This is a genomic window from uncultured Tateyamaria sp., assembly GCF_947503385.1.
GTDB lineage: Bacteria > Pseudomonadota > Alphaproteobacteria > Rhodobacterales > Rhodobacteraceae > Tateyamaria.
Window position 1 is genome coordinate 289,392 of sequence record NZ_CANNDO010000002.1, and the last position, 24,864, is coordinate 314,255.

25 protein-coding genes and 1 tRNA gene are annotated in these 24,864 nt (G+C 62.3%); 11 read left to right on the forward strand and 15 right to left on the reverse strand.

The window, feature by feature from the left end; genetic code table 11:
• Nucleotides 1–3: 3 nt before the first annotated feature.
• Complete coding sequence (locus Q1A85_RS07350; protein ID WP_299686874.1) at nt 4–1,398, forward strand: methyl-accepting chemotaxis protein; 1,395 nt, start codon at nt 4–6, stop codon at nt 1,396–1,398.
• 241 nt (nt 1,399–1,639) lie between these two features.
• Here Q1A85_RS07350 and Q1A85_RS07355 read toward each other — a convergent pair whose 3' ends face one another.
• From Q1A85_RS07355 to Q1A85_RS07375, 5 genes are all read right to left on the reverse strand, one after another.
• Entirely contained in the window at nt 1,640–1,768 is a 129-nt protein-coding gene (locus Q1A85_RS07355) for a hypothetical protein (protein WP_299686876.1), read from the reverse strand.
• Nucleotides 1,769–1,869: 101 nt separating this feature from the next.
• Nucleotides 1,870–3,957, reverse strand: coding sequence for an ATP-dependent DNA helicase RecG (gene recG, locus Q1A85_RS07360; protein ID WP_299686878.1), 2,088 nt, complete (start codon nt 3,955–3,957; stop codon nt 1,870–1,872).
• A complete protein-coding gene (gene ligA / locus Q1A85_RS07365) occupies nt 3,954–6,071 on the reverse strand; it encodes an NAD-dependent DNA ligase LigA (protein WP_299686880.1) in 2,118 nt (705 codons plus the stop codon). Before ligA ends, recG begins: the two co-directional genes overlap by 4 nt.
• A gap of 172 nt (nt 6,072–6,243) precedes the next feature.
• Nucleotides 6,244–6,963 (reverse strand): response regulator transcription factor CtrA, encoded by a 720-nt coding sequence (ctrA, locus tag Q1A85_RS07370; protein WP_299686882.1) that lies wholly within the window; start codon nt 6,961–6,963, stop codon nt 6,244–6,246.
• Between the two features lie 101 nt (nt 6,964–7,064).
• The gene (locus Q1A85_RS07375; protein WP_299686884.1) at nt 7,065–7,343 is read right to left on the reverse strand and encodes a DUF1153 domain-containing protein; all 279 of its coding nucleotides are present in this window, start codon (nt 7,341–7,343) and stop codon (nt 7,065–7,067) included.
• Nucleotides 7,344–7,465: 122 nt separating this feature from the next.
• On the opposite strand from Q1A85_RS07375, the gene mnmA reads away from it, so the two are divergent.
• Nucleotides 7,466–8,605: a tRNA 2-thiouridine(34) synthase MnmA gene (gene mnmA, locus Q1A85_RS07380; protein WP_299686886.1), complete on the forward strand. Its 1,140-nt coding sequence runs from the start codon at nt 7,466–7,468 to the stop codon at nt 8,603–8,605.
• Nucleotides 8,606–8,626: 21 nt separating this feature from the next.
• Here the strand turns inward: mnmA and Q1A85_RS07385 are convergent, their stop codons facing one another.
• From Q1A85_RS07385 to bamE, 3 genes are all read right to left on the reverse strand, one after another.
• Nucleotides 8,627–10,438 (reverse strand): ATP-binding cassette domain-containing protein, encoded by a 1,812-nt coding sequence (locus Q1A85_RS07385; RefSeq protein WP_299686888.1) that lies wholly within the window; start codon nt 10,436–10,438, stop codon nt 8,627–8,629.
• A gap of 127 nt (nt 10,439–10,565) precedes the next feature.
• On the reverse strand, nt 10,566–11,294 hold the full coding sequence (locus Q1A85_RS07390) for a GNAT family N-acyltransferase (RefSeq protein ID WP_299686890.1): 729 nt from the start codon (nt 11,292–11,294) through the stop codon (nt 10,566–10,568).
• A gap of 70 nt (nt 11,295–11,364) precedes the next feature.
• Nucleotides 11,365–11,814 carry an outer membrane protein assembly factor BamE gene (bamE, locus tag Q1A85_RS07395; protein WP_299686892.1) on the reverse strand — a complete coding sequence of 150 codons (450 nt, stop codon included), beginning with the start codon at nt 11,812–11,814 and terminating at the stop codon, nt 11,365–11,367.
• A 106-nt stretch (nt 11,815–11,920) separates the two neighbouring features.
• On the opposite strand from bamE, the gene Q1A85_RS07400 reads away from it, so the two are divergent.
• From Q1A85_RS07400 to Q1A85_RS07435, 8 genes are all read left to right on the forward strand, one after another.
• The gene (locus Q1A85_RS07400; RefSeq protein ID WP_299686894.1) at nt 11,921–12,472 is read left to right on the forward strand and encodes a DUF177 domain-containing protein; all 552 of its coding nucleotides are present in this window, start codon (nt 11,921–11,923) and stop codon (nt 12,470–12,472) included.
• A 200-nt stretch (nt 12,473–12,672) separates the two neighbouring features.
• Nucleotides 12,673–12,879, forward strand: a complete 207-nt coding sequence (gene rpmF, locus Q1A85_RS07405; RefSeq protein WP_299686896.1) for a 50S ribosomal protein L32 — start codon at nt 12,673–12,675, stop codon at nt 12,877–12,879.
• Between the two features lie 31 nt (nt 12,880–12,910).
• Complete coding sequence (gene plsX, locus Q1A85_RS07410; RefSeq protein ID WP_299686898.1) at nt 12,911–14,002, forward strand: phosphate acyltransferase PlsX; 1,092 nt, start codon at nt 12,911–12,913, stop codon at nt 14,000–14,002.
• A complete protein-coding gene (locus Q1A85_RS07415; protein WP_299686900.1) occupies nt 13,999–14,970 on the forward strand; it encodes a beta-ketoacyl-ACP synthase III in 972 nt (323 codons plus the stop codon). The genes plsX and Q1A85_RS07415 overlap by 4 nt, the downstream gene beginning before the upstream one ends.
• Nucleotides 14,971–15,096: 126 nt before the next feature.
• Nucleotides 15,097–15,399 (forward strand): integration host factor subunit alpha, encoded by a 303-nt coding sequence (gene ihfA, locus Q1A85_RS07420; RefSeq protein WP_076627506.1) that lies wholly within the window; start codon nt 15,097–15,099, stop codon nt 15,397–15,399.
• 4 nt (nt 15,400–15,403) lie between these two features.
• Nucleotides 15,404–16,387 (forward strand): MerR family transcriptional regulator, encoded by a 984-nt coding sequence (locus Q1A85_RS07425; RefSeq protein ID WP_299686902.1) that lies wholly within the window; start codon nt 15,404–15,406, stop codon nt 16,385–16,387.
• Between the two features lie 68 nt (nt 16,388–16,455).
• Nucleotides 16,456–16,532, forward strand: a tRNA-Pro gene (locus Q1A85_RS07430).
• A gap of 73 nt (nt 16,533–16,605) precedes the next feature.
• A complete protein-coding gene (locus tag Q1A85_RS07435) occupies nt 16,606–17,679 on the forward strand; it encodes a 2'-deoxycytidine 5'-triphosphate deaminase (RefSeq protein ID WP_299686904.1) in 1,074 nt (357 codons plus the stop codon).
• A 3-nt stretch (nt 17,680–17,682) separates the two neighbouring features.
• Here Q1A85_RS07435 and Q1A85_RS07440 read toward each other — a convergent pair whose 3' ends face one another.
• From Q1A85_RS07440 to Q1A85_RS07470, 7 genes are all read right to left on the reverse strand, one after another.
• Nucleotides 17,683–17,901 (reverse strand): hypothetical protein, encoded by a 219-nt coding sequence (locus tag Q1A85_RS07440; protein WP_299686906.1) that lies wholly within the window; start codon nt 17,899–17,901, stop codon nt 17,683–17,685.
• Between the two features lie 60 nt (nt 17,902–17,961).
• On the reverse strand, nt 17,962–18,612 hold the full coding sequence (scpB, locus tag Q1A85_RS07445) for an SMC-Scp complex subunit ScpB (protein ID WP_299686907.1): 651 nt from the start codon (nt 18,610–18,612) through the stop codon (nt 17,962–17,964).
• Nucleotides 18,599–19,402, reverse strand: a complete 804-nt coding sequence (locus tag Q1A85_RS07450) for a ScpA family protein (RefSeq protein ID WP_299686908.1) — start codon at nt 19,400–19,402, stop codon at nt 18,599–18,601. The genes scpB and Q1A85_RS07450 overlap by 14 nt, the downstream gene beginning before the upstream one ends.
• A complete protein-coding gene (nagZ, locus tag Q1A85_RS07455) occupies nt 19,395–20,399 on the reverse strand; it encodes a beta-N-acetylhexosaminidase (protein ID WP_299686909.1) in 1,005 nt (334 codons plus the stop codon). Before nagZ ends, Q1A85_RS07450 begins: the two co-directional genes overlap by 8 nt.
• Nucleotides 20,396–21,385 carry an SPOR domain-containing protein gene (locus Q1A85_RS07460; RefSeq protein WP_299686911.1) on the reverse strand — a complete coding sequence of 330 codons (990 nt, stop codon included), beginning with the start codon at nt 21,383–21,385 and terminating at the stop codon, nt 20,396–20,398. Before Q1A85_RS07460 ends, nagZ begins: the two co-directional genes overlap by 4 nt.
• Before the next feature lie 80 nt (nt 21,386–21,465).
• Nucleotides 21,466–23,208: an arginine--tRNA ligase gene (argS, locus tag Q1A85_RS07465; RefSeq protein WP_299686913.1), complete on the reverse strand. Its 1,743-nt coding sequence runs from the start codon at nt 23,206–23,208 to the stop codon at nt 21,466–21,468.
• Between the two features lie 110 nt (nt 23,209–23,318).
• Nucleotides 23,319–24,458 carry a deoxyguanosinetriphosphate triphosphohydrolase gene (locus Q1A85_RS07470; protein WP_299686915.1) on the reverse strand — a complete coding sequence of 380 codons (1,140 nt, stop codon included), beginning with the start codon at nt 24,456–24,458 and terminating at the stop codon, nt 23,319–23,321.
• An 80-nt stretch (nt 24,459–24,538) separates the two neighbouring features.
• Here Q1A85_RS07470 and Q1A85_RS07475 point away from each other — a divergent pair, with 80 nt between their 5' ends.
• Nucleotides 24,539–24,862 (forward strand): iron-sulfur cluster assembly accessory protein, encoded by a 324-nt coding sequence (locus Q1A85_RS07475; RefSeq protein ID WP_299686917.1) that lies wholly within the window; start codon nt 24,539–24,541, stop codon nt 24,860–24,862.
• Nucleotides 24,863–24,864: the final 2 nt, after the last annotated feature.

The window sequence follows — 24,864 nt, forward strand, 5'->3', positions numbered from 1 at the left end:
GATATGACCGATCAGGCGACAAGACCGCGGATTGAAAAGATGGACGGGCTCGCCACCGCGGCTGCCACCATCGGGCACGAAGTTGTTGATATTGCCGGTGTCCTTGACCTTGTCGAAGAACAGGCACTTGGGCAAAGCGCAGCCCTTGGCACGTTGGAACAGCGCGCGCGCCAGATCGTCGACGCCAACAGTGCTGTGCGGGATTCGGCGGACGCGCTGCGACAAAACACGGCTGCGGTCACGCAGGATGTCACCACGTCCGGTCAACTGGTGCGCGACCTCGGTGCGCAGTCGCGTGAGGTTGCTGGCTGGGTGCACGCCTTGTGTGAGCGCAGCGATGAGGTCGGTTCAACCCTCAAAGCGGTGAAGAACAACAACAGCCAGATCGCGGCCATCGCGATGCAGGTGAACACCCTTGCCATCAATGCCAAGATCGAGGCCGCGCGCGCAGGTGAGAGTGGTAAGGGTTTCGCGGTTGTGGCCGAAGCCATCAATGAGCTGAGCCAGAAAACCCGCAGCGCGGCAGAGCAGATTTCCGCCAATATCGAGGCGCTGACAAGCTGGATCGGAACGCTCGGGGTCGAGGCGCGCGATGTGGCCGACATCGCCTCTGATGTGATGACGCAAAGCGACGCAACCGATCAGGCCCTGAACCGCACGGAAATTGCCATCACCTCCACCGGGCGCCAGGCCGAGCGGATCGCAGAAGAAGCCGCGCGTGTGTCCGCCGCCGTCGAAGATTTCGTGCCTAATTTTTCGCAAATCAGTGCCGGAATCACAGAGACATCGAAGGGGATCGAACAGGCCCATGGCCGCGTCCTGCGCCTGATCGACACATCCGAGGAGATGGTGCAATCGACCGCCGCTCTTGGGGGCATGACAGAGGATGCGCGGTTTATCGAACATGTGCAGCGCGTCGCCGCGCAAATCTCGGACACATTGGAACAGGCGTTGTCGAACGGGCGGCTGAGCGAGGCGCGGCTGTTCGACCGGACCTACGAACCGGTTCCCGGCACAACGCCTCAACAGGTACGCACCGGTTACGTTGACCTGTTCGACCAATTGCTGCCGCCGATTCAGGAACCGGTGCTGGCGTTCGACCCAAAGGTCGTGTTTTGCGCGGCGGTGGATGTGAACGGCTATCTGCCCACGCACAATCGCAAATTCTCGCAACCGCAAACCGACGACGCGGTCTGGAACACCGCCCATTGTCGCAATCGGCGCATTTTCGATGACCGCGTGGGCCTCAAGGCGGGACGGAGTACTGCGCCATTCCTGTTGCAGGTCTACCGTCGGGACATGGGGGGTGGCGACTTCAAGATGATGAAAGACTTGTCTTGCCCGATCCGGGTCAATGGCAAACATTGGGGCGGCCTGCGCCTCGCCTACACGTTCTGATCGGTAAGATGTCGCGACGGGACTGTGTTACCGTTCCCGGACGTCCCTTTTGGGTCAAACCGCAGTGTTAAAAAAAAAAGCCGCACATCCCGGGCGGGATGGCGGCGTAAGGAAAGCGTCTCTTGCGCGGGACAGATCCGGATTTCCCCGCGGCAGACGGGGGACAGAGGCTGGCAGAGCCGCCGTCATGCACCAAATGGGACGGGCGCGTATCGGATCGACGCAAGGTCGCAGGCAGAACTCAGATCAGTTGAGGCAGGTGCAGACCCACCACCAGCATCACCATCAGCGCAGCCGCCCCTGCCGCATCCTGAAGCAATGTGCTCTGGCTGCGATTGGCGATGGCTTTGATCTGGCGAAGTGTGGTCATCTCTGCATCTCCCTCATTCGAGTTGCCGCTTTGTTCTCATATTGCGCTGCCCGCGTAAAGAACTTTTTAAGAACATTTGCGAACTTTTTGGCATCGAGTGGCTAACCCACTGAAATCAAACGGATCGCCTCGTCCTGCCGCATCAACCACAACAGAACACGCGCAGCCTCGCCCCGCGCAGTGTTCAAATGCGGATCCTCCGCCAACAACTTGCGGGCGTCGGTCTGCGCGATGGCCATCAGCCCCGCCTGCCGCTCCAGATCGGCCACTTTGAACCGCGGCACGCCTGATTGCGCTGTTCCGATCAGATCGCCGTGCCCCCGCATTTCGAGGTCGGTTTCGGCGATACGGAACCCGTCTTCGGTCTCTCGCAATACCTCAAGACGCCGCCGCCCCGTGTCGGACAAGGGCGGCTGATAGAGCAGCAGGCAGGTGGACGCCGCCTCGCCCCGGCCAACGCGGCCCCTCAACTGGTGCAACTGCGCAAGCCCAAAGGTTTCGGCCCGCTCGATCACCATGATCGTGGCATTGGGCACGTTCACCCCGACTTCGATCACCGTTGTGGCCACCAGTACGCCCGTTTCGCCAGCCTGAAAGCGGGCCATGGCCGCGTCCTTGTCCGCCGGGGGCATCTGTCCATGGACCAGCCCCACGCGCCCCTCACCCAAAACGGCGCGCAGACGTTTGAACCGCTCTTCGGCGGCGGTCAGATCGACCGCCTCGCTTTCTTCGACCAACGGGCAGACCCAATAGCATTGTCGCCCGTCATCCATCGCAGCCCGCAGCCGCTCCACGACTTCGTCCATGCGCCCGGTGCTGACCAGCGCCGTCTGGATCGGTTTGCGCCCGGGTGGCTTTTCATCCAGCACTGACACATCCATATCGCCGTACTGCGCGAGCGCCAGACTGCGCGGGATCGGTGTGGCGGTCATCACAAGCACATCCGCCGAAGCCCCCTTTTCCCCCAGCGCCAGTCGCTGCCTTACGCCAAACCGGTGCTGCTCATCGACAATCGCAAGCCGCAAATCGGCAAATGCGACATCGGCCTGAAACACCGCGTGCGTGCCTACCAGAACCTGAATGTCGCCGCGCGCCAGCGCGGCCAGCTTGGACCGGCGTTCCGCCCCCTTGTCCCGGCCTGTGAGCAATTCCAGAACCACGCCCGCCTCTTCGGCCAGCGGTTGCAATCCCTCAAGGTGCTGACGGGCGAGGATTTCTGTCGGGGCCATCATGACGCCCTGCCCGCCTGCTTCGACGGCGATCAGCAGCGCCATGAACGCGACAAGCGTCTTGCCCGCACCCACATCGCCTTGCAGCAACCGGTTCATCCTGTGGTCCTGTGCCATATCCGCTGCAATGTCCGCGACGGCGCGTTCCTGCGCCCCCGTCAGCGTATAGGGCAACGCCGCGCGCACCCGCGCCTGCAACGCGCCTGTCCCCTGAGACGCCACGCCCGACACCCGCCGTTCGGACGCGCGGGCCAGTGCCAAGGTGAGCTGGTGCGCCATCAACTCGTCATAGGCCAGACGCGTACGTGCGGGGGCGGTGGCGGCCAGATCCTCTTGGCTTTGCGGATTGTGCGCGGCCGTCACCGCTGCGCCGAAATCAGGCCAGCCTGCTAGCGCCACTTGGGCGGGGTCAATCCATTCCGCCAGATCAGGCACGCGGTCCAGCGTGCTGCGCGTGGCCTTCCACATCGTCTTTTGCGTTATGCCTGAGGTCAGCGGGTAGACCGGCTCGAAGGGCGGAATATCCCCGGCCTCTTCGACGGGCAGGATATGGTCCGGGTGGACCATGTTGGCGATGCCATCAAACATTTCCACCTTGCCGGACACAATGCGCTCAGACCCGGTTGGCAGCACCTTTTGCAGATAGTCACTGCGCCCGTGAAAAAACACGAGCTGAAAGCTCGTGTGCGCATCCTCGACATGGATGCGATAGGCGCCGCCGCGCGACCGCGCGGGCGTGTGCGGACCGACGCGCACCTTGACCGTGATCGTTGTGGGATAGGCCGCCCCCTGCACCGTGTCGCGCAGCGCCCGGTCGACACCGGATTGGGGCAAAGTGAACAGCAGGTCGCGCGGGGCGGCAACGCCAAGCGCCTCAAAATGCTGCGCGGTTTTGGGGCCAACGCCTGTGAGCGTGTCCAGCGCCGCAAAAAGCGGAAACAGGATCTCGGGACGGCTCATGAGGCGCCGATCAGGTCCAGCCAGCCGTCCTCATCCAGCGTCTCGATGCCCAGTTCTGCCGCTTTCTTTGCCTTGGACCCCGCACCCGGTCCAGCGACCAGCAGGTCGGTTTTTGCGCTGACGGAGCCGGACACCTTGGCGCCAAGAGCCTCGGCACGCGCCTTGGCCTCGGCGCGGGTCATCTTTTCCAGTGTGCCGGTAAAGACGACGGTCTTGCCCGCCACGGGGCTGCCATCGGTGTCCGGGCGTGCCGCCTTTTCGATTTGCAACTGCGCGACAAGCCGGTCGATGCTGGCAATCTCCGCCTCTTGGTTGAACGTGGTGGCGAGCGCGCGCGCCATGACGCCGCCAACCCCGTCGATGGATATCAGATCGTCCCACGCCGCATTGCCCTCCTCGGCTGTGCGCATGGCCGTGCTGAAGGCATCCCAGCTGCCGTAATGTATGGCCAGCAAGTTCGCTGCGGCCTCGCCCACATGGCGAATGCCAAGGCCAAAGATCACGCGGGCCAGACCGATCTGGCGCTTTTCGTCGATCGCATCAAACAAGTTGGTCGCCGATTTCTCACCCCAGCCCTCACGGTTCTTGAGCTGCTGCATTCCCTGCCCGTATCGGTCGCGAAGGGCAAAGATATCGGCAGGCTCTGCGATCCAGCCGTCGGCGTAGAACTGTTCGACTTGCTTTGCGCCCAGCCCTTCGATGTCGAAGGCTGCCCGGCCGACGAAGTGTTTTAGCTTTTCCACTGCCTGCGCCGGACAGATCAGACCACCCGTACAACGCCGGATCGCGTCGCCCGGCTCGCGGATCGCCGCGCTGTGACATTCAGGACAAAGGTCAGGCATTTGGTACGGCTGCGCACGTTCGGGGCGTTTCGACAAATCCACATCGGCCACTTTGGGTATCACGTCGCCTGCGCGGTAAACCTGCACCCAGTCGCCCACGCGGATGTCCTTGCCGTCGCGGATCGTCTCGCCCTTGTTGTCCCGGCCTGAGATGTAATCCTCGTTGTGCAGCGTGGCATTCGACACCACCACACCGCCCACAGTTACGGGGGTCAGACGGGCCACGGGGCTTAACGCGCCGGTCCGCCCAACCTGAATGTCAATCGCCTCAAGGCGGGTCCACGCCAACTCTGCCGGGAACTTGTGCGCGATGGCCCAGCGGGGTGTGGTCGAGCGGAAGCCGAGGCGGCTTTGCAACGCAAGGTTGTTCACCTTGTAGACGACACCGTCGATATCATAGCCCAAGATGGCCCTTTGAGATTCGATTTTGCGGTAATGCGCAATCATCTGGTCAGGAGATTCGCACAACGCGGTGAGCGGATTGGTCTGAAAACCGAGTTGCGCGAGCCGGTCGATGGCGCCTTTTTGTGTTTCTGCCAGTGGTGCCGACAATGCCCCCCACGCATATGCAAAAAACCGAAGTGGCCGCGCACGGGTGATTTCGGCGTCCAGCTGGCGCAGTGATCCGGCGGCAGCGTTGCGCGGGTTGGCAAAGGTTTTCTGGTTGGCGTTTTCCTGCCGGGTGTTCAGCGCTTCGAAGTCTTCGTGCGACATGTAGACCTCGCCGCGCACCTCCAGAACATCCGGCGCCCCGTCAAGATCCTGAGGGATGTCCGCGATGGTGCGCGCATTGGCGGTGACATTCTCCCCCACCGCTCCATCGCCGCGCGTTGCGGCCTGCACCAGCTTGCCCGCCTCATAGCGCAGCGACAGGGACAGCCCGTCAATCTTTGGCTCTGCGGTGTAGGCAAGCCCGTCTTCGGCGTTCAGACCAAGGTATTTGCGCACGCGCCCGTCAAAATCCGCAACATCCGAGTCGTCGAATGCATTGCCCAGCGACAGCATCGCGACCGCGTGGGTGACCTTGGAAAAGCCGTCTGCCGGGGCCGCGCCCACTTGTTCGCTGGGGCTGTCGCTGCGTTTGAGGTTCGGAAACCGCTCTTCGATTGCTGCGTTGCGCCGTTTGAGATGGTCGTATTCTGCATCCGAAATCTCGGGGGCGTCTTCGGTATGGTAAGCGCGGTTTGCGGCATCAAGCAGTTTTGACAGACGCTCCAGTTCCTGCGCGGCCTGATCTGCGGTCAAGGCGTCGATATCGATCTCTGCGGTCACGGCGACCCTCTCAGCGTTGGGTTTGATGACAGAGATAAAAGTGCTGGCAGGTGGGGTCCAGCACTTCCGCACTTCCGCACTTCGGCGCGGGTGGAGCGGCTGGGTCCACGAAAAAGGCCAGCGCAACCCCAAGTCGCGCTGGCCCTCACGTGAGTGGCAGGGTGTCGGTTTTCTAGGCCCCGATGGCCAGTCTTTCGTCGTCTTCGGATTGCGCCGGTTCCGGGTCACGCAAAACATATCCGCGGCCCCAAACCGTTTCGATATAGTTTTCGCCGCCGGTTGCCGTGCTCAACTTCTTGCGCAACTTGCAGATGAACACGTCGATGATCTTGAGTTCCGGTTCGTCCATGCCGCCGTAAAGGTGGTTGAGGAACATTTCCTTGGTCAGTGTTGTGCCCTTGCGGAGCGACAACAGTTCGAGCATCTGATACTCTTTGCCGGTCAGGTGCACCGTTTTGTTGTCGACGCTCACCGTCTTTGCATCAAGGTTGACCGCGACCTGTCCGGTGTTGATCACCGACTGCGAATGCCCCTTGGACCGGCGGATGATCGCATGGATGCGCGCCACCAATTCCTCGCGGTGGAACGGCTTGGTCAGATAATCGTCTGCGCCAAAGCCGAAGCCCTTGATTTTATTCTCTGTATCGTCCGCACCCGACAGGATCAGGATGGGTGTTTCGATACGCGCCATACGCAACTGGCGCAGCACTTCGTGCCCATTCATATCGGGCAAATCGAGGTCAAGGAGGATCAGATCGTAATCATACAGCTTGGCAAGGTCGATCCCCTCCTCGCCCAGGTCCGTCGCATAGACATTGAGGTTGGCATGGGTCAGCATCAATTCGATGCTTTTGGAGGTGGTAGGATCATCTTCTACAAGCAGGACGCGCATTCGGCAGGTCTCCGGGTTACGGGGGGTAAACTCGCTTGACATCACCGTGACGAGAAAAGGTTAACCACACGTTACCCCTGTCTCAGTTTTATCAAGACAACTTAAAGTTGTCTATATTTTTGAACGCTTGTCGCCTTCAGCGCGTCTTCGCCATGTTCAGACACGGCACGCACCCACTCGGTGAATTCTTCCGCGCTGATGCCATAGCGCTCTAGCGCCGCCTCTTGCGTCATCAATCCGTACAGTACACCCCGCACCACCGCCGCCTTGCGCGATGCCACCCAGCGACGGGTGTTTACGGGCGGCATATCCGCCTGCGTCAGAACCGTTCCGTCCGGCAAGGTCACCGCTCGGGGACCGTCCACTTTCTTCAAGTACATCGCACTGCTCATATTTGCTTTGGGCCGAGCATTGCCGCCTGCGTTTAAAGTAGGGTTAAACGCACTCTTGAGACTGTGTCGGATTTTCATATATCTGTCGGCAACTTCCTCGGAGACATCTCATGCTCGACCATTCCGGTCCGCTCAACTCGCTGGGCTTTGCCAAAGCGCCCGAAGACACCCGCGTGGTCGTGGCCATGTCCGGTGGTGTCGACAGTTCCGTCGTGGCCGCCGAGCTCAAGGCGCAGGGCTATGATGTGGTGGGCGTGACCCTGCAGCTATATGACCACGGCGCGGCATTGGCCAAGAAAGGCGCGTGCTGTGCAGGCCGTGACATCCACGACGCGCGCCGTGTGGCCGAAGAGATGGGCTTTCCCCATTATGTGCTTGATTACGAAAACATCTTTCAGGATGCCGTGATCGACGAATTCGCGGACAGTTATCTGGCGGGCGCGACCCCTGTGCCCTGCATCCGGTGCAACGAACGGGTGAAATTCAAGGACCTGTTGGAGACGGCGCGCGACCTCGAAGCCGATTGCATGGCCACCGGACACTATATCCAGCGCAAGGTCGGACCGGCTGGTGCCGAACTGCATTGCGCCGCCGATGCAGGTCGCGATCAAAGCTATTTTCTGTTCTCCACAACGCCGGAACAGCTGGACTATCTGCGCTTTCCTCTGGGCCACCTGCCGTCCAAGGATGACACGCGCACGCTGGCTGCAAAATACGGATTGGCCGTGGCCGACAAGCCCGACAGCCAGGACATCTGTTTTGTCCCAAACGGCGATTACGCGGCGATCATCCGCAAATTGCGGCCCGAAGCGGCGGCCCCCGGAGACATCGTCGACATCAAAGGACGCGTGCTGGGACAGCATGATGGTGTGGTGAATTACACCATCGGGCAGCGGCGCGGTCTGGGCATCGGGGGGCTTGCGGACCCGTTGTTCGTGGTCAAGCTGGATCCCGAAGCAAAACAGGTCATCGTCGGTCCGCGCGACATGCTGGCCACCCGCACCGTGCCGGTGCGCGAGGTGAACTGGCTGGGCGATGCCCCCTTTGACAGCCGCGCAACATGGGATGTGGCGGTCAAAGTGCGCTCCACGCGCCCGCCCACAGACGCTGTGATTCGTCCCACGGGGCCGCACACGGCAGTGGTCGAACTGGTCGCCGCCGAAGCCGGGGTGTCACCGGGACAGGCCTGCGTGTTCTACGACCGGGGCAGCAGCCGCATCTTTGGCGGCGGGTGGATTCACCAAGGGTAGCCGCACAGACCGCGGCGCGGCTCAGGCTTCGGCCTTTTCCGCCAGCATCAGCCATTCCTCTTCCGCCGCCGAAAGCCGCAACTGGCGCTCTGCCAGCGCTTCTGTTGCCTTGCGGAATTTGACCGGCTCACAGGTGAACAGATCCGGGTCCGACAGCAACGCCTGCACTTTGGCAATCTCGGCCTCCAACCGTTCCATCTCCGCCGGCAGTGCATCAAGCCGGTGCTTTTCGGTAAAGCTCAGCCCACCACTGCGCGCTTCTGGCTTGGTTTTAGGCTTGGGCGCGGTCATCTTGGGTTTGTCCGGGCCTACCTCAGGCGCATCCGCGCCGCGCTGCACCCGGTAGTCACTCCATCCGCCCGCATAGACCGTTGCGCGCCCGTCCCCCTCCATCGCCACGGTTGTGACCGCCACGCGATCCAGAAAATCACGGTCGTGACTGACCAGCAGCACAGTGCCGTCATATTGGTCGAGCAGGTCTTGCAACAGGTCGAGCGTTTCCACATCAAGATCATTGGTCGGCTCATCCAGCACCAGCAGATTGCTCTGCCTTGCCATGATCCGGGCCAGCAACAACCGCGCTTTCTCCCCGCCCGAAAGCGACCGCACGGGCGCACGGGCCCGCGCCTCGTCAAACAGGAACTCCTTGAGATAGCCCACCACATGACGCGGCGTGCCGCGCACCATGACCTGATCCGCCTTGCCACTCACTCGCATTTCGGGATCGCTGGTCAGGCTGTCCCACAGGCTTACGTCCGGGTCGAGTTGCGACCGCGCCTGATCAAAGACCGCCAGTTCAAGGCCTGTGCCAAGGGTCACGGTGCCTGTATCCGGCGGCTCTTGCCCGATCAGGGTTTTGAGCAAGGTGGTTTTGCCCACACCGTTGGGTCCGACAAAGGCAATCCGGTCCCCGCGCAGCACGCGCAGATCGAAGGGGCGAAAGATGAGTTTTTCACCATAAGACTTTGAAATACCGCGCGCCTCGATCACCTTGCGACCCGATTTTGGTCCGGCGTCCAGCGCCATGGCCGCCGCCCCCTGCCGCTTGATCTGGGCTGCGCGTTCGGCGCGCAAATCCTGCAACGCCCGCACCCGACCCATGTTGCGTTTGCGCCGCGCGCTGATGCCTTCGACCGCCCAGCGGGCCTCCGCCTTGATCTTGCGGTTGAGCTTGTGGCGGGTCTGGTCCTCTTCCTCCCAGACGGTATCCCGCCACGCTTCGAATGCGGAAAACCCCTTCTCCTGACGCCGGACCATTCCCCTGTCAATCCAGAGGGTTGCACGGGATAGCTCACGCAAAAATGCCCGATCGTGGGAAATCAGGACATATGCGGCCCGCGTCGCCTTCAATTCAGCCTCAAGCCACGCAATCGCTTCGATATCCAAATGGTTTGTAGGCTCGTCCAGCAACATCAGCGCCGGTTCTTCTGCCATCAAACGCGCCAGCGCCGCACGGCGACGCTCGCCGCCCGATGCCGTATCCACCGCACGCGCGGGATCGAACTTCAACCCTTCGCCTGCCCGTTCAACCTTGTACAAATCCGACGGTGCCAGCCCGTGAACGGCAAAATCCCCAAGTGTCGCAAATCCCGACATATCAGGGTCTTGCTCCATATACCCCACAGATACACCCGGACCGGCCACGATGTTGCCGCTGTCCGCTTCGACCAGACCGGCCATAACCTTCATCAACGTCGATTTGCCCGACCCGTTGCGCCCCACCAGCGCCACACGGTCACCGGGCTGCACGACCAACGACAGATCGGCAAAAACAGGATCACCGCCAAAGGTCAGCGAGATATCGGAAAGCTGGAGCAAGGGGATACGGGCCATACCGCGCAGCTAGTCGGTCCGCATGTGCCCGTCAACCAGCCCCCCTTCTTCTCTTTGGCAAATACTCCGGGGGGTCTGGGGGGCTGGCCCCCCAGCCGGTCGGATCCGGGCACCCCGATCCGAAATCCTACCCCAACACGGCCCGCAACAGGCGTTTGCGCGCGGGTGGGATCGCGCCGATCTCCAGTCCGGTGAACACATGCAGCGTGTTCATCTGGACATCGACAACCGCGTGATCGCTCACCCAGCCGCCCATCAGCAGGTAGGTCCGCAGCAGCGGGGGCATCCGCAGCATTGCCTTCTTTGCATCCGGTTTCCGCCGCAGACGCGCGGCATAGCGGAACACATTGGGGGCCTTGACCCGCGGCAGCCAGCGTTTGGGCGCCAAATGCCGTGCCTTGAGCATCGCAAAAGCATCAAGATAATCGGCGGTCTCCGTTCCGGCAAAGGACGAGCAACCAAAAAGCAGTTCCACCCCATTGTTATCCACAAAGGACGTCATGGCCCCCCACGCCACCCGCAGGATATCGGGATCCGCAGCATCGGGGTCCACGCAAAACCGGCCCATCTCGACCATCTTGCCGTCATACGCCTCCAACGCGCTCAACCCGTAATACTGCGCCGAATAGCTGCGCGAAATCTCGGCACCGGTCAGGGGCAACATGCGGAAACAACTGACCAAAGCGTCGTCACAGACACGGTGGATCAGGATATGCGTGCAGATGGCGTCAAACGCATCCACGTCCCACGGCTTCGACAGTCCGAAACACCGCGCCCGCAATGCTTGTGCCGCCTGCACATCCGCAGCTGTCTGAGCAATGCGCACGGCGTAGCGACCACGTTTGAGCTTGATCACAGCAGCGCCCTCCTGCCTTGCCTGTTGCGGCGGCCCATAGCATGGGCCCGGTGACAAAGCCGTGACGGTATCAGCTGCCAAACGCTCCTTGCGTTGGCAGGATCCGGCCAAAGCTGCCCAAAAGCTGTCGCAGGAACGGCGTGTCGGTCACACCGCTGTCCGTCACACGGCGTTCCAGCACGACAACGCGCCCTGCTTCCAGCCCGAAACGTTCGATGTTCTGCAACACGCCTTCTTCGTCAAAGCTGATGGCGAGCACCTGACGATCCACCACTTCGGGGCGGCGCGGACCAAAGGTGCGCACGGTGTGGGCCACGTAAAAGAAATCGCCCCCCTCAAGCACACCGCCCGCCGTGGGCGTGCCGACCACGTCCTCGACGCTGGCGCGGGTGTCGATCCCCACCACCAGTTCCTGCAGGTCTTCTTCGGGCGGGATATAGCCATGGTTCCGGAATTGCGCAGAACAGGCGGCCAACGCCAGCGATGCTGTTAGCAGGATCGGAATGGTCCAGGTCCGCATGTGCGCTCCCATCGTCTTTTTGGCGCCCCTCTTGCTCAGGAAGGGCCGTGCTTTTATCTCGCTTACCCAAGACCGCGTCTTCATTCAAGAAACGAAAGCATATTCCATGTCAGGCTCTGCCCCTTCCCGGGACGCCCTTCGGGTGTCCGAACTGCCGCAAAACGCCACAACCGCCTTCGAGGTCGTGCCGGATGCGGCGGCCCTGACGGCTCTGGCGGACACGCTGGGCGTGGATGCTGTGCGCAAGGTGCGGTTCACCGGGACCGTTGCGGGGCAAGGCAAGGCGGACTGGGCGCTGCGCGCCAAGCTGGGTGCCACCGTTGTGCAGCCTTGCGGTGTGACACTCGCGCCGGTGACCACGCGGATCGATGTGGACGTGGCGCGGCTCTATGTGCGCGACTACGCGGAACCGGACGCACCCGAAGTCGAGATGCCCGAAGACGAGACAATCGAACCGCTGGGCGCGTGGATCGACCCACACGCCGTGATGGCCGAAGCCCTCAGCCTCGAAATCCCCGAATTCCCCCGTGCCACAGATGCCGAACTGGGCGAAGTCGTCGCAACCGAGCCGGGCAAAGAGGCGCTGAGGGATTCGGACCTCAAACCCTTTGCCGGACTGGCCGCCCTCAAGGCGCAACTGGACGACAACAGCGACTGATCCCCCTTGCGCTGGCCGCAAAGATGGGTATTTTGCCGCGCTCACGATATTTTGGGTTGGACATGCCCACAGGCTTTGCCTAAACGCACGTCACGCCCGCAGAATGGACGACCGAAAACCGCGCCCACGGATGGGCGACCCGAAACATGCAGCCGCGCGACATGCGTGCGGCCCTGCCCGAACCTCGAAGGCCCACCACAATGGCTGTGCAACAGAATAAAGTGTCGAAGTCGCGTCGCAACAACCGCCGTATGCACGACAGCTTGACCCCCGCGAATCCCAACGAGTGTCCCAATTGTGGTGAACTCAAGCGGCCCCACCACGTGTGCGCGGCGTGCGGTCACTACAATGACGACGAAATTGTCGCCATGACCGAAGAGGTCGATCTGGAAGACGACGCGGCCTAAGCGACCGCAGGAGCAAAGGCAGGCAGCGCACATGACGGCCCAAAAGACCGATCTGGCCGATCAAAGCACTGCAACCGCCTTTCCTATTACGCTGTCTGTTGACGCGATGGGCGGGGATTCAGGCCCCGCCGCAATTGTGTCTGGCTGCGCGATTTCCGCCAAGAAAAACCCCCGCCTTGGGTTCATCCTGCACGGCCCCGCCGATGAGCTGGAAAAGCTCGTTGCGCGACGCAAACCCTTGGCCGGTCGCGTCACCATCCGCGATGCCAAGGGCATCGTGACAATGGACGACAAGCCCAGCCAGGTGGTGCGCTCGGGCAAGGATACGTCCATGTGGTCCGCCATTGATGCCGTCCGCTCGGGCGAGGCAACGGTGGCTGTCAGTTGCGGCAACACCGGCGCGCTTATGGCCCTGTCGATGATCCGCCTGCGCAAATTGCCCGGTGTGAACCGGCCCGCAATTGCCGTGCTTTATCCCAGCCGCAACCCCCAAGGGTTCAACGTCATGCTGGATGTGGGCGCGGACATCCGGGCTGAGGCGTCGGACCTGCTGCGCTATGCGCTGATGGGCGCGTCCTATGCCCGTAACGGGCTGAACCTCAGCCGCCCGCGCGTGGGCCTGCTGAATGTCGGCACCGAAGAGCACAAGGGGCGCACCGAACTAAAGGCCGCCTATGACCTGATCGCGGAAAACGCGGATGCGGCGGATTTCGACTTTGCCGGCTTTGTCGAAGGCGGCGATATCTCGGGCGATGTGGTGGACGTGATCGTGACCGACGGGTTCACCGGCAACGTCGCGATCAAAACGGGCGAAGGCACCGCCGCCCTGATCGGCGACCGCCTGCGCGAGGCGTTCCGCCACACGCCCCTGTCGCGGCTGGCGTCGATCCTTGCGCTCACATCGCTGCGGCGTCTGAAAAAGCGGATCGACCCGCGCCGGGTCAATGGCGGCGTGTTCCTTGGCCTGAACGGCACAGTGGTCAAATCACACGGCAGTGCCGACTCGACAGGCGTCTCCGCAGCGATCAAGCTGGCGGCACAACTGGCCGAACTCGGCTTTAGCGACAAGCTGGCTGCACGCATCGCAAAAGCGACGCAGCTGGCAGAGGAGAGCGAGCGATGACGATCCGGGCCGTGGTGCGCGGCGCGGGGCACTACCTGCCCGCGCGCGTTGTCGAGAATTCGGAATTTGAGGCGACGCTGGACACCACAGACGAGTGGATCAGGTCCCGCTCCGGGATCGAACGCCGTCATTTTGCCACGGAAACGGACACCACATCCTCCATGGCCACCGCGGCCGCGCAGGCGGCGCTGGCTGATTCGGGGCTGGAGGCGTCGGATATCGACGCCATCGTGCTGGCCACATCCACCGCCGATCTGACATTTCCGTCTGCCGCCACGATGGTGCAGGCGCAGCTTGGCATGACGGGCGGCTTTGCCTTTGACGTACAGGCGGTGTGCGCGGGCTTTGTCTATGCGCTCAGCAACGCGAACGCGCTGATCCTGTCGGGTCAGGCCCGGCGGGTGCTTGTTATCGGGGCGGAGACGTTTTCCAAGATCATGGACTGGACCGACCGCAGCACCTGCGTGCTGTTTGGCGACGGCGCAGGTGCGTTGGTGCTGGAGGCCGAAGAGGCTGCGGGCGAGGCGTCAGACCGGGGCATTCTGGCCTGCGATCTGCATTCGGACGGACGGCTTCGCGATTTGCTGTATGTCGATGGCGGGGTGAGCACGGGGACCAGCGGATACCTGCGTATGCAGGGCAATCAGGTGTTCCGACACGCCGTCGAAAAGCTGGCCGCCACTGCGCATACCGCGATGGACCGGGCCGGTGTGACCGCAGATGATGTCGATTGGATCGTGCCGCATCAGGCCAATATCCGCATCATCCAAGGCACCGCCAAAAAGATGAACGTGCCCATGGACCGCGTTGTGGTGACCGTGCAGGATCACGGCAACACTTCTGCCGCGTCTATCCCGCTGGCCTTGTCCGTGGGCCGTGCTCGGGGCCAGATCAAGGACGGCGACCTGCTGGTGACCGAGGCCATCGGCGGCGGTCTGGCCTGGGGGGCTGTGGTCCTGCGCTGGTAGCACCGGCTGGGCCTTGCGCATTTTTCCCACATGGCGCGATTTCGCGCCGTTCAGCGTCATCCTGCAACCACTTGATATTGACTCGGAATTTCCGGTCAACCTATGGTCGGTCAAAAGGGGGACCTGATGACTGACAAGACTTTGACCCGCATGGACCTGAGCGAAGCAGTGTTCCGTGAGGTGGGCCTGTCGCGCAACGAGAGCGCGCAACTGGTGGAGAGTGTCCTGGATCACATGTCAGATGCGCTGGTGCGCGGTGAACAGGTCAAGATTTCGTCCTTTGGCACCTTTTCGGTCCGCGACAAGTCGGCCCGCGTTGGCCGCAACCCCAAGACCGGCGAAGAGGTCCCGATCAATCCCCGCCGCGTGCTGACCTTCCGTCCCTCGCATCTGATGAAGGATCGTGTGGCGGCGGGCAACAAGTCCTGAGCCCATGGTCAACAAATCCGCCGACGCCTTCCGCACCATCTCCGAAGTGGCCGAATGGCTTGGCGTTCAGACCCATGTGCTGCGGTTCTGGGAAAGCAAGTTCAGTCAGGTAAAGCCCGTGAAACGTGCGGGCGGACGGCGGTACTACCGCCCTGCCGACATGTTGCTGTTGGGCGGCATTCGCAAGCTGCTGCATGAGGACGGGATGACCATCAAGGGCGTCCAAAAGATCCTGCGCGAAGAGGGTATGGCCCATGTCGCGGACATGTCGCGTCCGCTGGACGAAGTGACGGCGGCGCAGGTGGACGGCGATCTGGTTGCAGACGGCGATGCGGTTGAGGCTGAAATGGCCCCCGCAATCGAGGAGGCACCGGTCGTTGATCTGGCCCCCGAACCGGTCGAAGAGACTGCGCAACCGACACCCGAACCAGACGAAATTGCCGCTGCGGACGATGTGGCAGAGCCGGAACCGCACGCCGATGACCTCTTTGCCGTGCCCGATACCGCAGGTCCGGACGCGCAGGTCGAGGCCGAGACGGACGACGTGCCCCTGGCAGAAGAGGACGCCGCCCCTGCCCCGGCAGAGGATCAAGCGCCGTCCCTGCCTGCCTTCATGCGCAGCCCGGCCCCCGCCGCGCCCGAGCCGGAGTCGGAGTCCGTGGACGTGCCCGAAACGGAGCCTGTGCCCGACACGCTTGAGGCCAGCGCACCTGCCGGTCTGCCCAGCTTTATGGCGCCGCCCGAACACCCGGCACCCGAAATCCAAGAACCGGAACCCGCGCCCGAACCCCAAGCACCCAAACCAAGCATCATCGACGTGCCAGACGACCCGGACCCCGCGACGCTGACCGCCAGCCCTTCGGCGCTTGGCCTTGCCGCCCGCTTATCAACGCTCAGCCCCGCGCAACGGGACGCCATTGCACCGCTCGTGGCCGAGTTGGTCACGTTGCGCGACCGCATGGCAAGCGCGCGCGGCGACAGCCGCTGAACAGCGACACACAGGATGCCAATTCGCTCTTGCCCCCGGCCAGAAATCGGGTATGACACAGCTCACGTCGGGCTATGGCGCAGCCTGGTAGCGCGTCCGTCTGGGGGACGGAAGGTCGCAGGTTCGAGTCCTGCTAGCCCGACCAACACCACCCCGCCCCGCACCCCAGGGGCTGTCACATGTGCCGCATGTGACCCGTTGATTTCCATGAGGCTCTCATGACCGGGGTTCTGTCAGACACGCAAATCTCCGGCCTGATCGACAGTGGCGCGTTGTCCGCCGATCCCGCGATTATCCCTGCACAGTTGCAACCCGCCAGTCTCGACTTGCGGCTGGGTCCGGTGGCCTACCGCGTGCGTGCCTCGTTTCTTGCCGGTGCGGGGCGCTCTGTGGCCGACCGGTTGACAGAGTTTGAAATGCACCGCGTGGACCTGTCGAACGGGGCCGTACTGGAAAAGGGCTGCGTTTACGTCGTTCCGCTGATGGAACGGTTGTCCCTGCCACAAGGCGTTCAGGCCGTGGCCAACGCCAAAAGCTCGACCGGGCGGCTGGATTTGCTCACACGCACGATCACTGACGGCGGAACAGAGTTCGACCGCATTGCGCTCGGCTATAACGGCCCGCTTTATGCAGAGATATGCCCGCGGTCGTTTTCCGTACTGGTGCGTCCGGGGATGCGGTTGAACCAAATCCGGTTCCGCGATGGACAGGCGGTGCTGAGCGACGCGGCGCTGAGCGCGCTGCACGACGCCAGCCCGCTGGTGGATGGCGAAGCGGTGATTGACGACGGTCTGGGCTTTTCCGTGGACCTTGCCCTGCCCGACACCACGCTGGTGGGATACCGGGCGAAGCCGCACACGGGCGTGATTGATCTGGACAAGATCGGGCATTACGACCCGACAGAATTCTGGGAAGAGGTGCACACGCGGGATGGTCATATCATCCTTGATCCGGGTGCGTTCTACATTCTGGTGAGCCGCGAGGCGGTGCATATCCCGCCGGACTATGCTGCCGAAATGGCGCCCTATCTGGCCATGGTGGGCGAGTTCAGGGTGCACTATGCCGGGTTCTTCGATCCCGGTTTCGGACACGATGCCGCCGGTGGCTCGGGGTCACGCGGTGTGCTTGAGGTCCGCTGCCACGAGGCGCCGTTTGTGCTGGAGCATGGACAGGTTGTGGGCCGGCTGATCTATGAGAAGATGTCAGAACGTCCTGCGCAGCTATATGGCGCAGACATTGCGTCGAACTATCAGGGTCAGGGCCTGAAGCTCAGCAAACATTTCCGCGTCTAGCGTTTAGGCCTGCCCGTCTTGTTCGGCGGCACGCCGGGCTCGGCGTTCCGCGCGGATGCGCTGTTTCGGCGTCATCTGGTCTGGCGGGATGTCTTCGAGCCGTTGTTTTTTCGCAGCGCCGCCGCCCTTGGAGACACGGTTCATGCCCGCATCAATGCCCTTGTTGATCGCTTTGCGCATGATGATACGCATGACCATATTGATGATCTGGTTGACGTTCATGGACCTGCTCCGCCCCGTTTCGTTGCGGTCAATATAGCGCAGAATGCGGCAAATATCAGGTCAGTCCTCAAAAAGCTCGGACTGGCCTTCTTCGCTTTCGTCTTCGGGATCGCTTTCGGGGCCGGGCAAGGTGCCGGGCGGCGGGCGGTTTTCCAACAGGCCAGCGGCGCGCAATTCCTTGAGGCCGGGCAGATCGCGCGCATTCTCAAGGCCAAAGTGGTCCAGAAAATGCTGTGTCACCACAAAGGTCACAGGACGGCCCGGGGTCATCTTGCGGCGACCAAAGCGAATCCATTCCATCTCCAGCAATTGGTCCACAGTGCCACGACTGACGCTGACGCCCCTGATTTCCTCAATCTCGGCCCGTGTGACGGGCTGATGATAGGCAATGATAGCCAGCGTTTCGATCGCGGCGCGGGACAGTTTGCGCGTCTCCACCGTTTCCTTTTGCATCAAAAAACCCAGATCGGCCGCGGTGCGGATCGCCCATGCGTCGCCCACTTTCATCACCTGCACACCGCGCCCCTCGTAGCGTTTGCGCAGGTGTACCAGCGCCTCTGCCGGATCGCAGCCATGCGGCATACGAGATTCCAGTTCCCGGACGGTCACAGGTTCTACACTGGCAAAGAGGATCGCTTCGACCATGCGTTCCTGTTCACCCATCGGGGGTGCCTCAAACAGGCTTTCTTCAATTTCTTCAGGGTGTTCCATCACGCTTTTCATCTTTCTTGCGCACCTGAATCGGCGCGAATGATTCCGTCTGGCGGATCACCAGATGCCCTTCCTTCACCAGCTCCAAGCTCGCCGCAAAGGTCGCAGCGGTGGCCGAGCGCCGTTTGACCGGGTCCAGTTCCCAACCTTCGGGCAGGTAAGACAGGATATCCGTCCACTCGCCCGCATACCCGATTAGCCCCCGCATCCGGTCCAGCGCCTGTTCCATCGTGAATACAGCGTCACGGTCCATCACAAACGGGCGGAAATCGTCGCGGGTGCGGATGCGGGCATAGCCTTGCATCAGGTCAAGCAGGGTCGCGGAGTATGTGACCCGCCGCACGCGCGTCACCTCTTCGGACTGGCCGCGGGCAAAGAAGTCGCGTCCCAACTGATCGCGCGCCATAAGGCGGGCGGCGGCATCCCGCATGGCTTGCAGGCGTTCAAGCTGAAACGCCAGATGAGCGGCGAGTTCCTCGCCCGACGGCCCGTCTTCGGTCGGATCGGGCGGGAGAAGCAGGCGGGACTTCAGAAACGCAAGCCACGCGGCCATGACGAGATAGTCCGCCGCCAGTTCCAGACGCAGCTGCTTGGCCTTTTCGACAAATGCCAGATACTGGTGCGCCAGTTGCAGGATCGAAATCTGGCGCAGATCGACCTTTTGCGTCCGGCCCAGCGTCAACAGCAGGTCCAGCGGTCCTTCATACCCGTCGACGTCGACAATCAACGCCTCGGCGGCGAGGCGGTCGGAAACGGAAAGTGTGTCTTCTTCGAAGCTGTCTTCAGCCATCCAAACGCCCGCCCAAAAGCGCCTCAAGTTCGGCGTTCAGGTCGGCAATGTCAATGTCATCAGGGGTGCAGCGCGCCGCCAGAGCAGCTTCGGCACGTGTTTGAGCGGCATCGCTCATTTGGCCTGCGGCATTTGCCACTTCGATCCGTACTGCGAGCGGGTCATTGCAGTGCAGGATCACGTCGCAACCCGCCGCGAGAGCCCGTTTGGCGATGTCGCCCTTGGTGCCTGACAACGCCTTCATCCCGATGTCGTCGGTCATGATCAGGCCGTCAAAGCCAATGTCACGGCGGACCATATCCATCGTGTCGCGCGACAGGGTCGCGGGGTCTTCGTCGATGGCGGAATAGACCACATGGGCCGTCATCCCCATGGGCAGATCATTCAATGCGCGGAACGGGGCAAAGTCGAATTCGCGCAATGTATCAAGGTCTTCATCCACACGTGGCAGGTCGTAATGGCTGTCCAGATCGGTGCGCCCGTGCCCCGGAATGTGTTTCAGGACCGGCAACACACCACCATCAAGGTGCCCGTCCGCCACAGCGCGCCCGATCTCTGCTATTGCGGACGCGTCCGTGCCGTAGCAGCGGTTTTCGAGGAATCTGTGCGTCTTATCCACCACCAGATCGACCATCGGCGCGCAATTGCTGTCGATGCTGAGCGCCTTCAACTCTGCCGCGATCAGGCGATAGCGCAGGTACATCGCACGCGGGGCATCGTCACCTGCGGCACGGACAAAGTCCAAAGGTGCCGCCCATTCGCGCCATGTGGGGCTGCGCAGGCGCTGGACGCGCCCACCCTCCTGATCAATGGTAATCGGCGCTTCGCGGCCCACCGCATCGCGCATCTCGGAGCACAGGCCATAGACTTGATCGGGTGTGTCTACATTGCGGGCAAAGAGGATAAAGCCAAACGGGTCAGCGTCACGAAAGAACGCTTTTTCATCCTTGGACAGGCGCAGCGCATCCGCGTCGAGGATGGTAGCGCCGAAATTCATCGTGTCACGACCGGGATACAGTCCGCACCTTCGGCAACCAGCGCCGAACAGAACCTGCGCGCATCGCTGAGGTCGGTGAACCCATGGGCGCGCAAACGATAGAACGTGCGGCCACCGCTTTGAGCCTGCTGGATCACCCGGTCCTTGCCGCTCATGTAATCGCCAAACCGGGCCAGCATCTTGTCCCATTGCGTGCGGGCAATGTCTGGGCTGTCAAAGGCACCAAGCTGGACCAGTCGTGTGCCCGCAGGCAATGCGCTGGCTTCGAGATCTTGTGCACTTGCGGGTGTTGCGGCAGGCGTGCTGGCCGGGATGACGACGGCCGGTGCCGTGCGCGGGCGCAACTGTGGCCGGATGGACGATTTGGGGCCGGGTCCCTGCACCACCGGAGCGGTCGGCGTCACCTGTGGCACCTGCGCTGCCGTGATGGAGGCGAGCACCGGTTGGACTTCGTTGTCGAGGGTGTCGATGGGTGTGGCATCTGCGGTCAACTGGCTGACCAGCGCGTCGATCTCTCCGGCTTGCAGCGCCTGCGTGACGTCCACCGCGTCTTGGTCGAGGCTGGCGGCGACATCCAGCGGTGCGGGCTGTTGCACCGGTGCAACCGTTTCGATCATTGGTGCGTCTTCCTCGGCCAGCTCCATCGGTTGCGGCGCAAGGACAAGGCGGTCGGCAGGTGCGGCGGCAGATCCCGCCGCGGCCACTTCGTTCACCGAAAGGCCGGTGTTTTGCGCCAACTGGCCGCCGGGATCGGCGGGACGGACGCGCATATCGCCTTCGGCGGCGCGCACCACCGGGATGCCCGACACATCGCGCATCACAAGGTTGTATCCCCAGACACCAACCCCTGCGATCAGCGCTACGGACGCCACTGAGCCAGCCAGATTTGTCATTTTCTTGAAGGTGTTAGAATGCGGCGCAGCCTGCGCGTGCGGAACGCTCGCACCCACGTAGCCCACGTTATGGGTATAGTGCATATTTGCCATTTTTGCCTCGTCGCCCGCGCGGATACGTGCCCACGCAGGTCATCTTGATTGGTTTGCCTGTGTGCCCCTGTTGCGGGACGTCAGCGCAGCTCGTTGGCTGGCGTTACACCCAAAATACCAAGGCCGGCGGATATAACAAGCATTGTGGCCCGCGCGAGGGCGATTTTTGCCTGTGTGGTCGCGGCGTCGTCCTGGACGAACCGCAATTCCGGCAAATCATTGCCCTTGTTCCACAGGCCGTGGAACGTGCCCGCAAGGTCATAGAGGTAAAACGCAACCCGGTGCGGTTCGTTGGTGCGCGCCGCCGTTTCCACAAGGCGTGGCCATTCCGCCAGCTTGGCGGCAAGGCCCAATTCGGCCTCATGGGCGATGCGGGTCAGATCGGCGGATTGCAGCGTGGCATCATCGGCGGCAATCCCCGCCTCCGCTGCTTTGCGCAGCACGGAGGCGCCGCGCGCATGGGCGTATTGCACGTAAAACACCGGGTTTTCGCGGGACTGTTCCAACACCTTGTCGAAATCAAAGTCGAGCGGTGCGTCGTTCTTGCGGGTCAGCATGTGGAACCGGGTCACATCCGGGCCGACCTGATCGACCACATCGCGCAGGGTGACAAAGGTCCCTGCCCGCTTGGACATTTTGAACGGCTCGCCGTTCTTGAACAGTTTCACCAACTGCGTGAGCTTGATGTCCAGCGGCACTTGGCCCTCGGACAGGGCCGACACCGCCGCCTTCATCCGTTTGACATAGCCCCCGTGATCCGCGCCAAAGACGTCGATCAGAGCATCAAAGCCGCGCTGCACCTTGTCGTAGTGGTAGGCAATGTCAGGCGCGAAATAGGTCCACGCCCCGTCAGATTTCATCACGGGACGATCCACATCATCACCGTGTTCGGTGGATTTGAACAAGGTCTGTTCGCGCGGCTCCCAGTCTTCGGGCTTTTTGCCCTTGGGCGGCTCAAGCACACCTTCGTAGATCAGACCCTTGGACCGCAGATCGTCCAACGCGGCCTCGATCCGTCCGGTGCCGTACAGCGACTTTTCAGAGTAAAACACGTCCATTTCGACGCCGAGCGCCTTTAGGTCGGACCGGATGAGGTCCATCATCGCCTCAGTGGCAAACTCGCGCACATCTGTCAGCCAGAACTGTTCGCCCTTGTCGACATATGCATCGCCCACCTTGTCCTTGAGCGCCTCGCCGACCGGGATCAGATAGTCGCCCGGATAGGTGCCATCCTCAAAGGCGACGTCCTGCCCATGCGCCTCAAGATACCGCAAGTAAACCGAACGGGCGAGCACATCGACCTGCGCGCCGCCGTCATTGATGTAGTATTCGCGCGTCACGTCGTAGCCTGCGTAATCCAGCAGCGACGCCAGCGCGTCTCCAAAAACTGCGCCCCGCGTGTGACCGACATGCAGCGGCCCGGTGGGGTTGGCCGAGACATATTCCACGTTCACCTTTGCGCCCCGCCCCAGATCAGACCGGCCAAAGGTGTCTCCGGCCCGCAGCACTGCGCCGATCACCTGCTGCCAGACCAATGGCGCCAGCCGCAGGTTCAGGAAACCCGGCCCTGCGACCTTGGCACTGGTGATGCGCGGATCGTCGGCGAGCCGCGTGGCCAACGCCTCGGCGATATCGCGGGGCTTCAGCCCTGCCGGTTTGGCCAGCACCATCGCGGCATTGGTTGCCATATCGCCATGCGCTGCATCGCGCGGCGGCTCGACCGTGACATTTGCGGTGCTCAGCCCTTCGGGCAGCGTGCCTTCGGCGGTCAGAGTGGCCAGCGTGTCGATCACGAGCACGCGGATATCGGCAAAGAGGTTCATGCAGCTGTCCTGAATTGGTCGCGTGGCGGTGTATCAGGTGCGGCGGTCAGGTCAATGTTGATGTCGCGAAACCAACCGCCAGCCATCTCCCGCGTCGGGCACCATAGTGTTCAGCCAAGGAGGCGCGCGTGCTCCTGAAAGGCAAAGCGGTCGGTCATACCCGACACATAGTCACAGACAATGCGCGCCAATTGCGTCTCGTTCCCATCCGCCCGAGCGACGTCTGCCTGCCAGCGATCCGGAAGCAGGCTGGGGTCATTGAGGAACACGGGAAAGACATCGTGGATGATCTGCGTCACCTCTTCGCGCTTTTCCATCACCGACGGCGCGCGGTACATGTTGTGAAACAGAAAATGGCGGATGACCTGCAAATCGGCCCACATCGCGTCCGAGAACCGGATGACGGGGCGGCCCAGATGCCGGATGTCTGCAACGTTACGTGCCCCGCACCCGTCGAGGCTGGCGCGCGACGTGTCGATCACGTCGCTGACCATCGCACCAAAGACACGGCGCAAGCCCTCGTGTCGGCGGCGCATGGCGTCCAGCCCGGGATATTGCGCGTCCACAGCAGCAAAGGCATCGCTGACGATGGGCAAGGAGCACATCGCCTCTTCGTCGATCAGGCCTGCGCGCAACCCGTCATGCAGATCGTGGTTGTTGTACGCAATGTCGTCGGACAGTGCCGCCACCTGCGCCTCGGCGCTGGCATGGGTGTCGAGTTCCAGATCGTGGAGCGCCGTGTACTCCGCCAATGCATAAGGCAGGTCGCCCGTTACCGGGCCGTTGTGCTTCGCGATACCTTCCAGAGTTTCCCAAGTGAGGTTCAGCCCATCGAAATCCGCATAATGACATTCCAGCCGGGTCACGATCTTGATCGCCTGCGCATTGTGGTCGAAACCGCCATAGGGGGCCATCAGCACATGCAGCGCATCCTCTCCGGTATGGCCAAATGGCGGGTGGCCCAGATCGTGGGCCAGCGCGACCGCCTCTGTCAGACCGTCGTTCAAACCCAATGCGCCGGCAATGGTGCGCGCCACCTGCCCCACCTCAATCGAATGGGTCAGTCGGGTGCGATAATAGTCGCCTTCATGCTCCACGAACACTTGCGTCTTGTGCTTGAGCCGCCGAAAGGCCGACGCGTGAATGATCCTGTCCCGGTCGCGCTGAAACGCGGACCGAAAGGCACTCTCTTCTTCCTGAACACGCCGTCCCCGGGCATGGGCGGGATCAGAGGCATAGGCGGCCTGCATGGGTGGTGGTCCTTGTCGCCTGTTCCACCCTTGCATATATTGCACATGCAGCACGAAGAAAACCCAAGCGGAGCACGGTCATGAACCTGCCACCCACTGTCACCCCCCGCGCCTTCGAGCGCCTGTCCGAGATCGGCGCGGCCGCAGACGGCAAAGCATTGCGCGTGGCCGTCGAAGGGGGCGGATGTTCGGGCTTTCAATACGAGATTGCCTTGGACGACCCCAAGGAGGATGATCTGATCCTCGAAGACGGGGGCGAGCGGGTCGTTGTGGACGCGATCAGCCTGCCGTTTCTGGCCAACGCCGTCATTGATTTTTCCGAAGAGCTGATTGGCGCTCGGTTCGTCATCAACAACCCGAACGCCACCAGTTCCTGCGGCTGCGGCACATCGTTCTCGATGTAGCG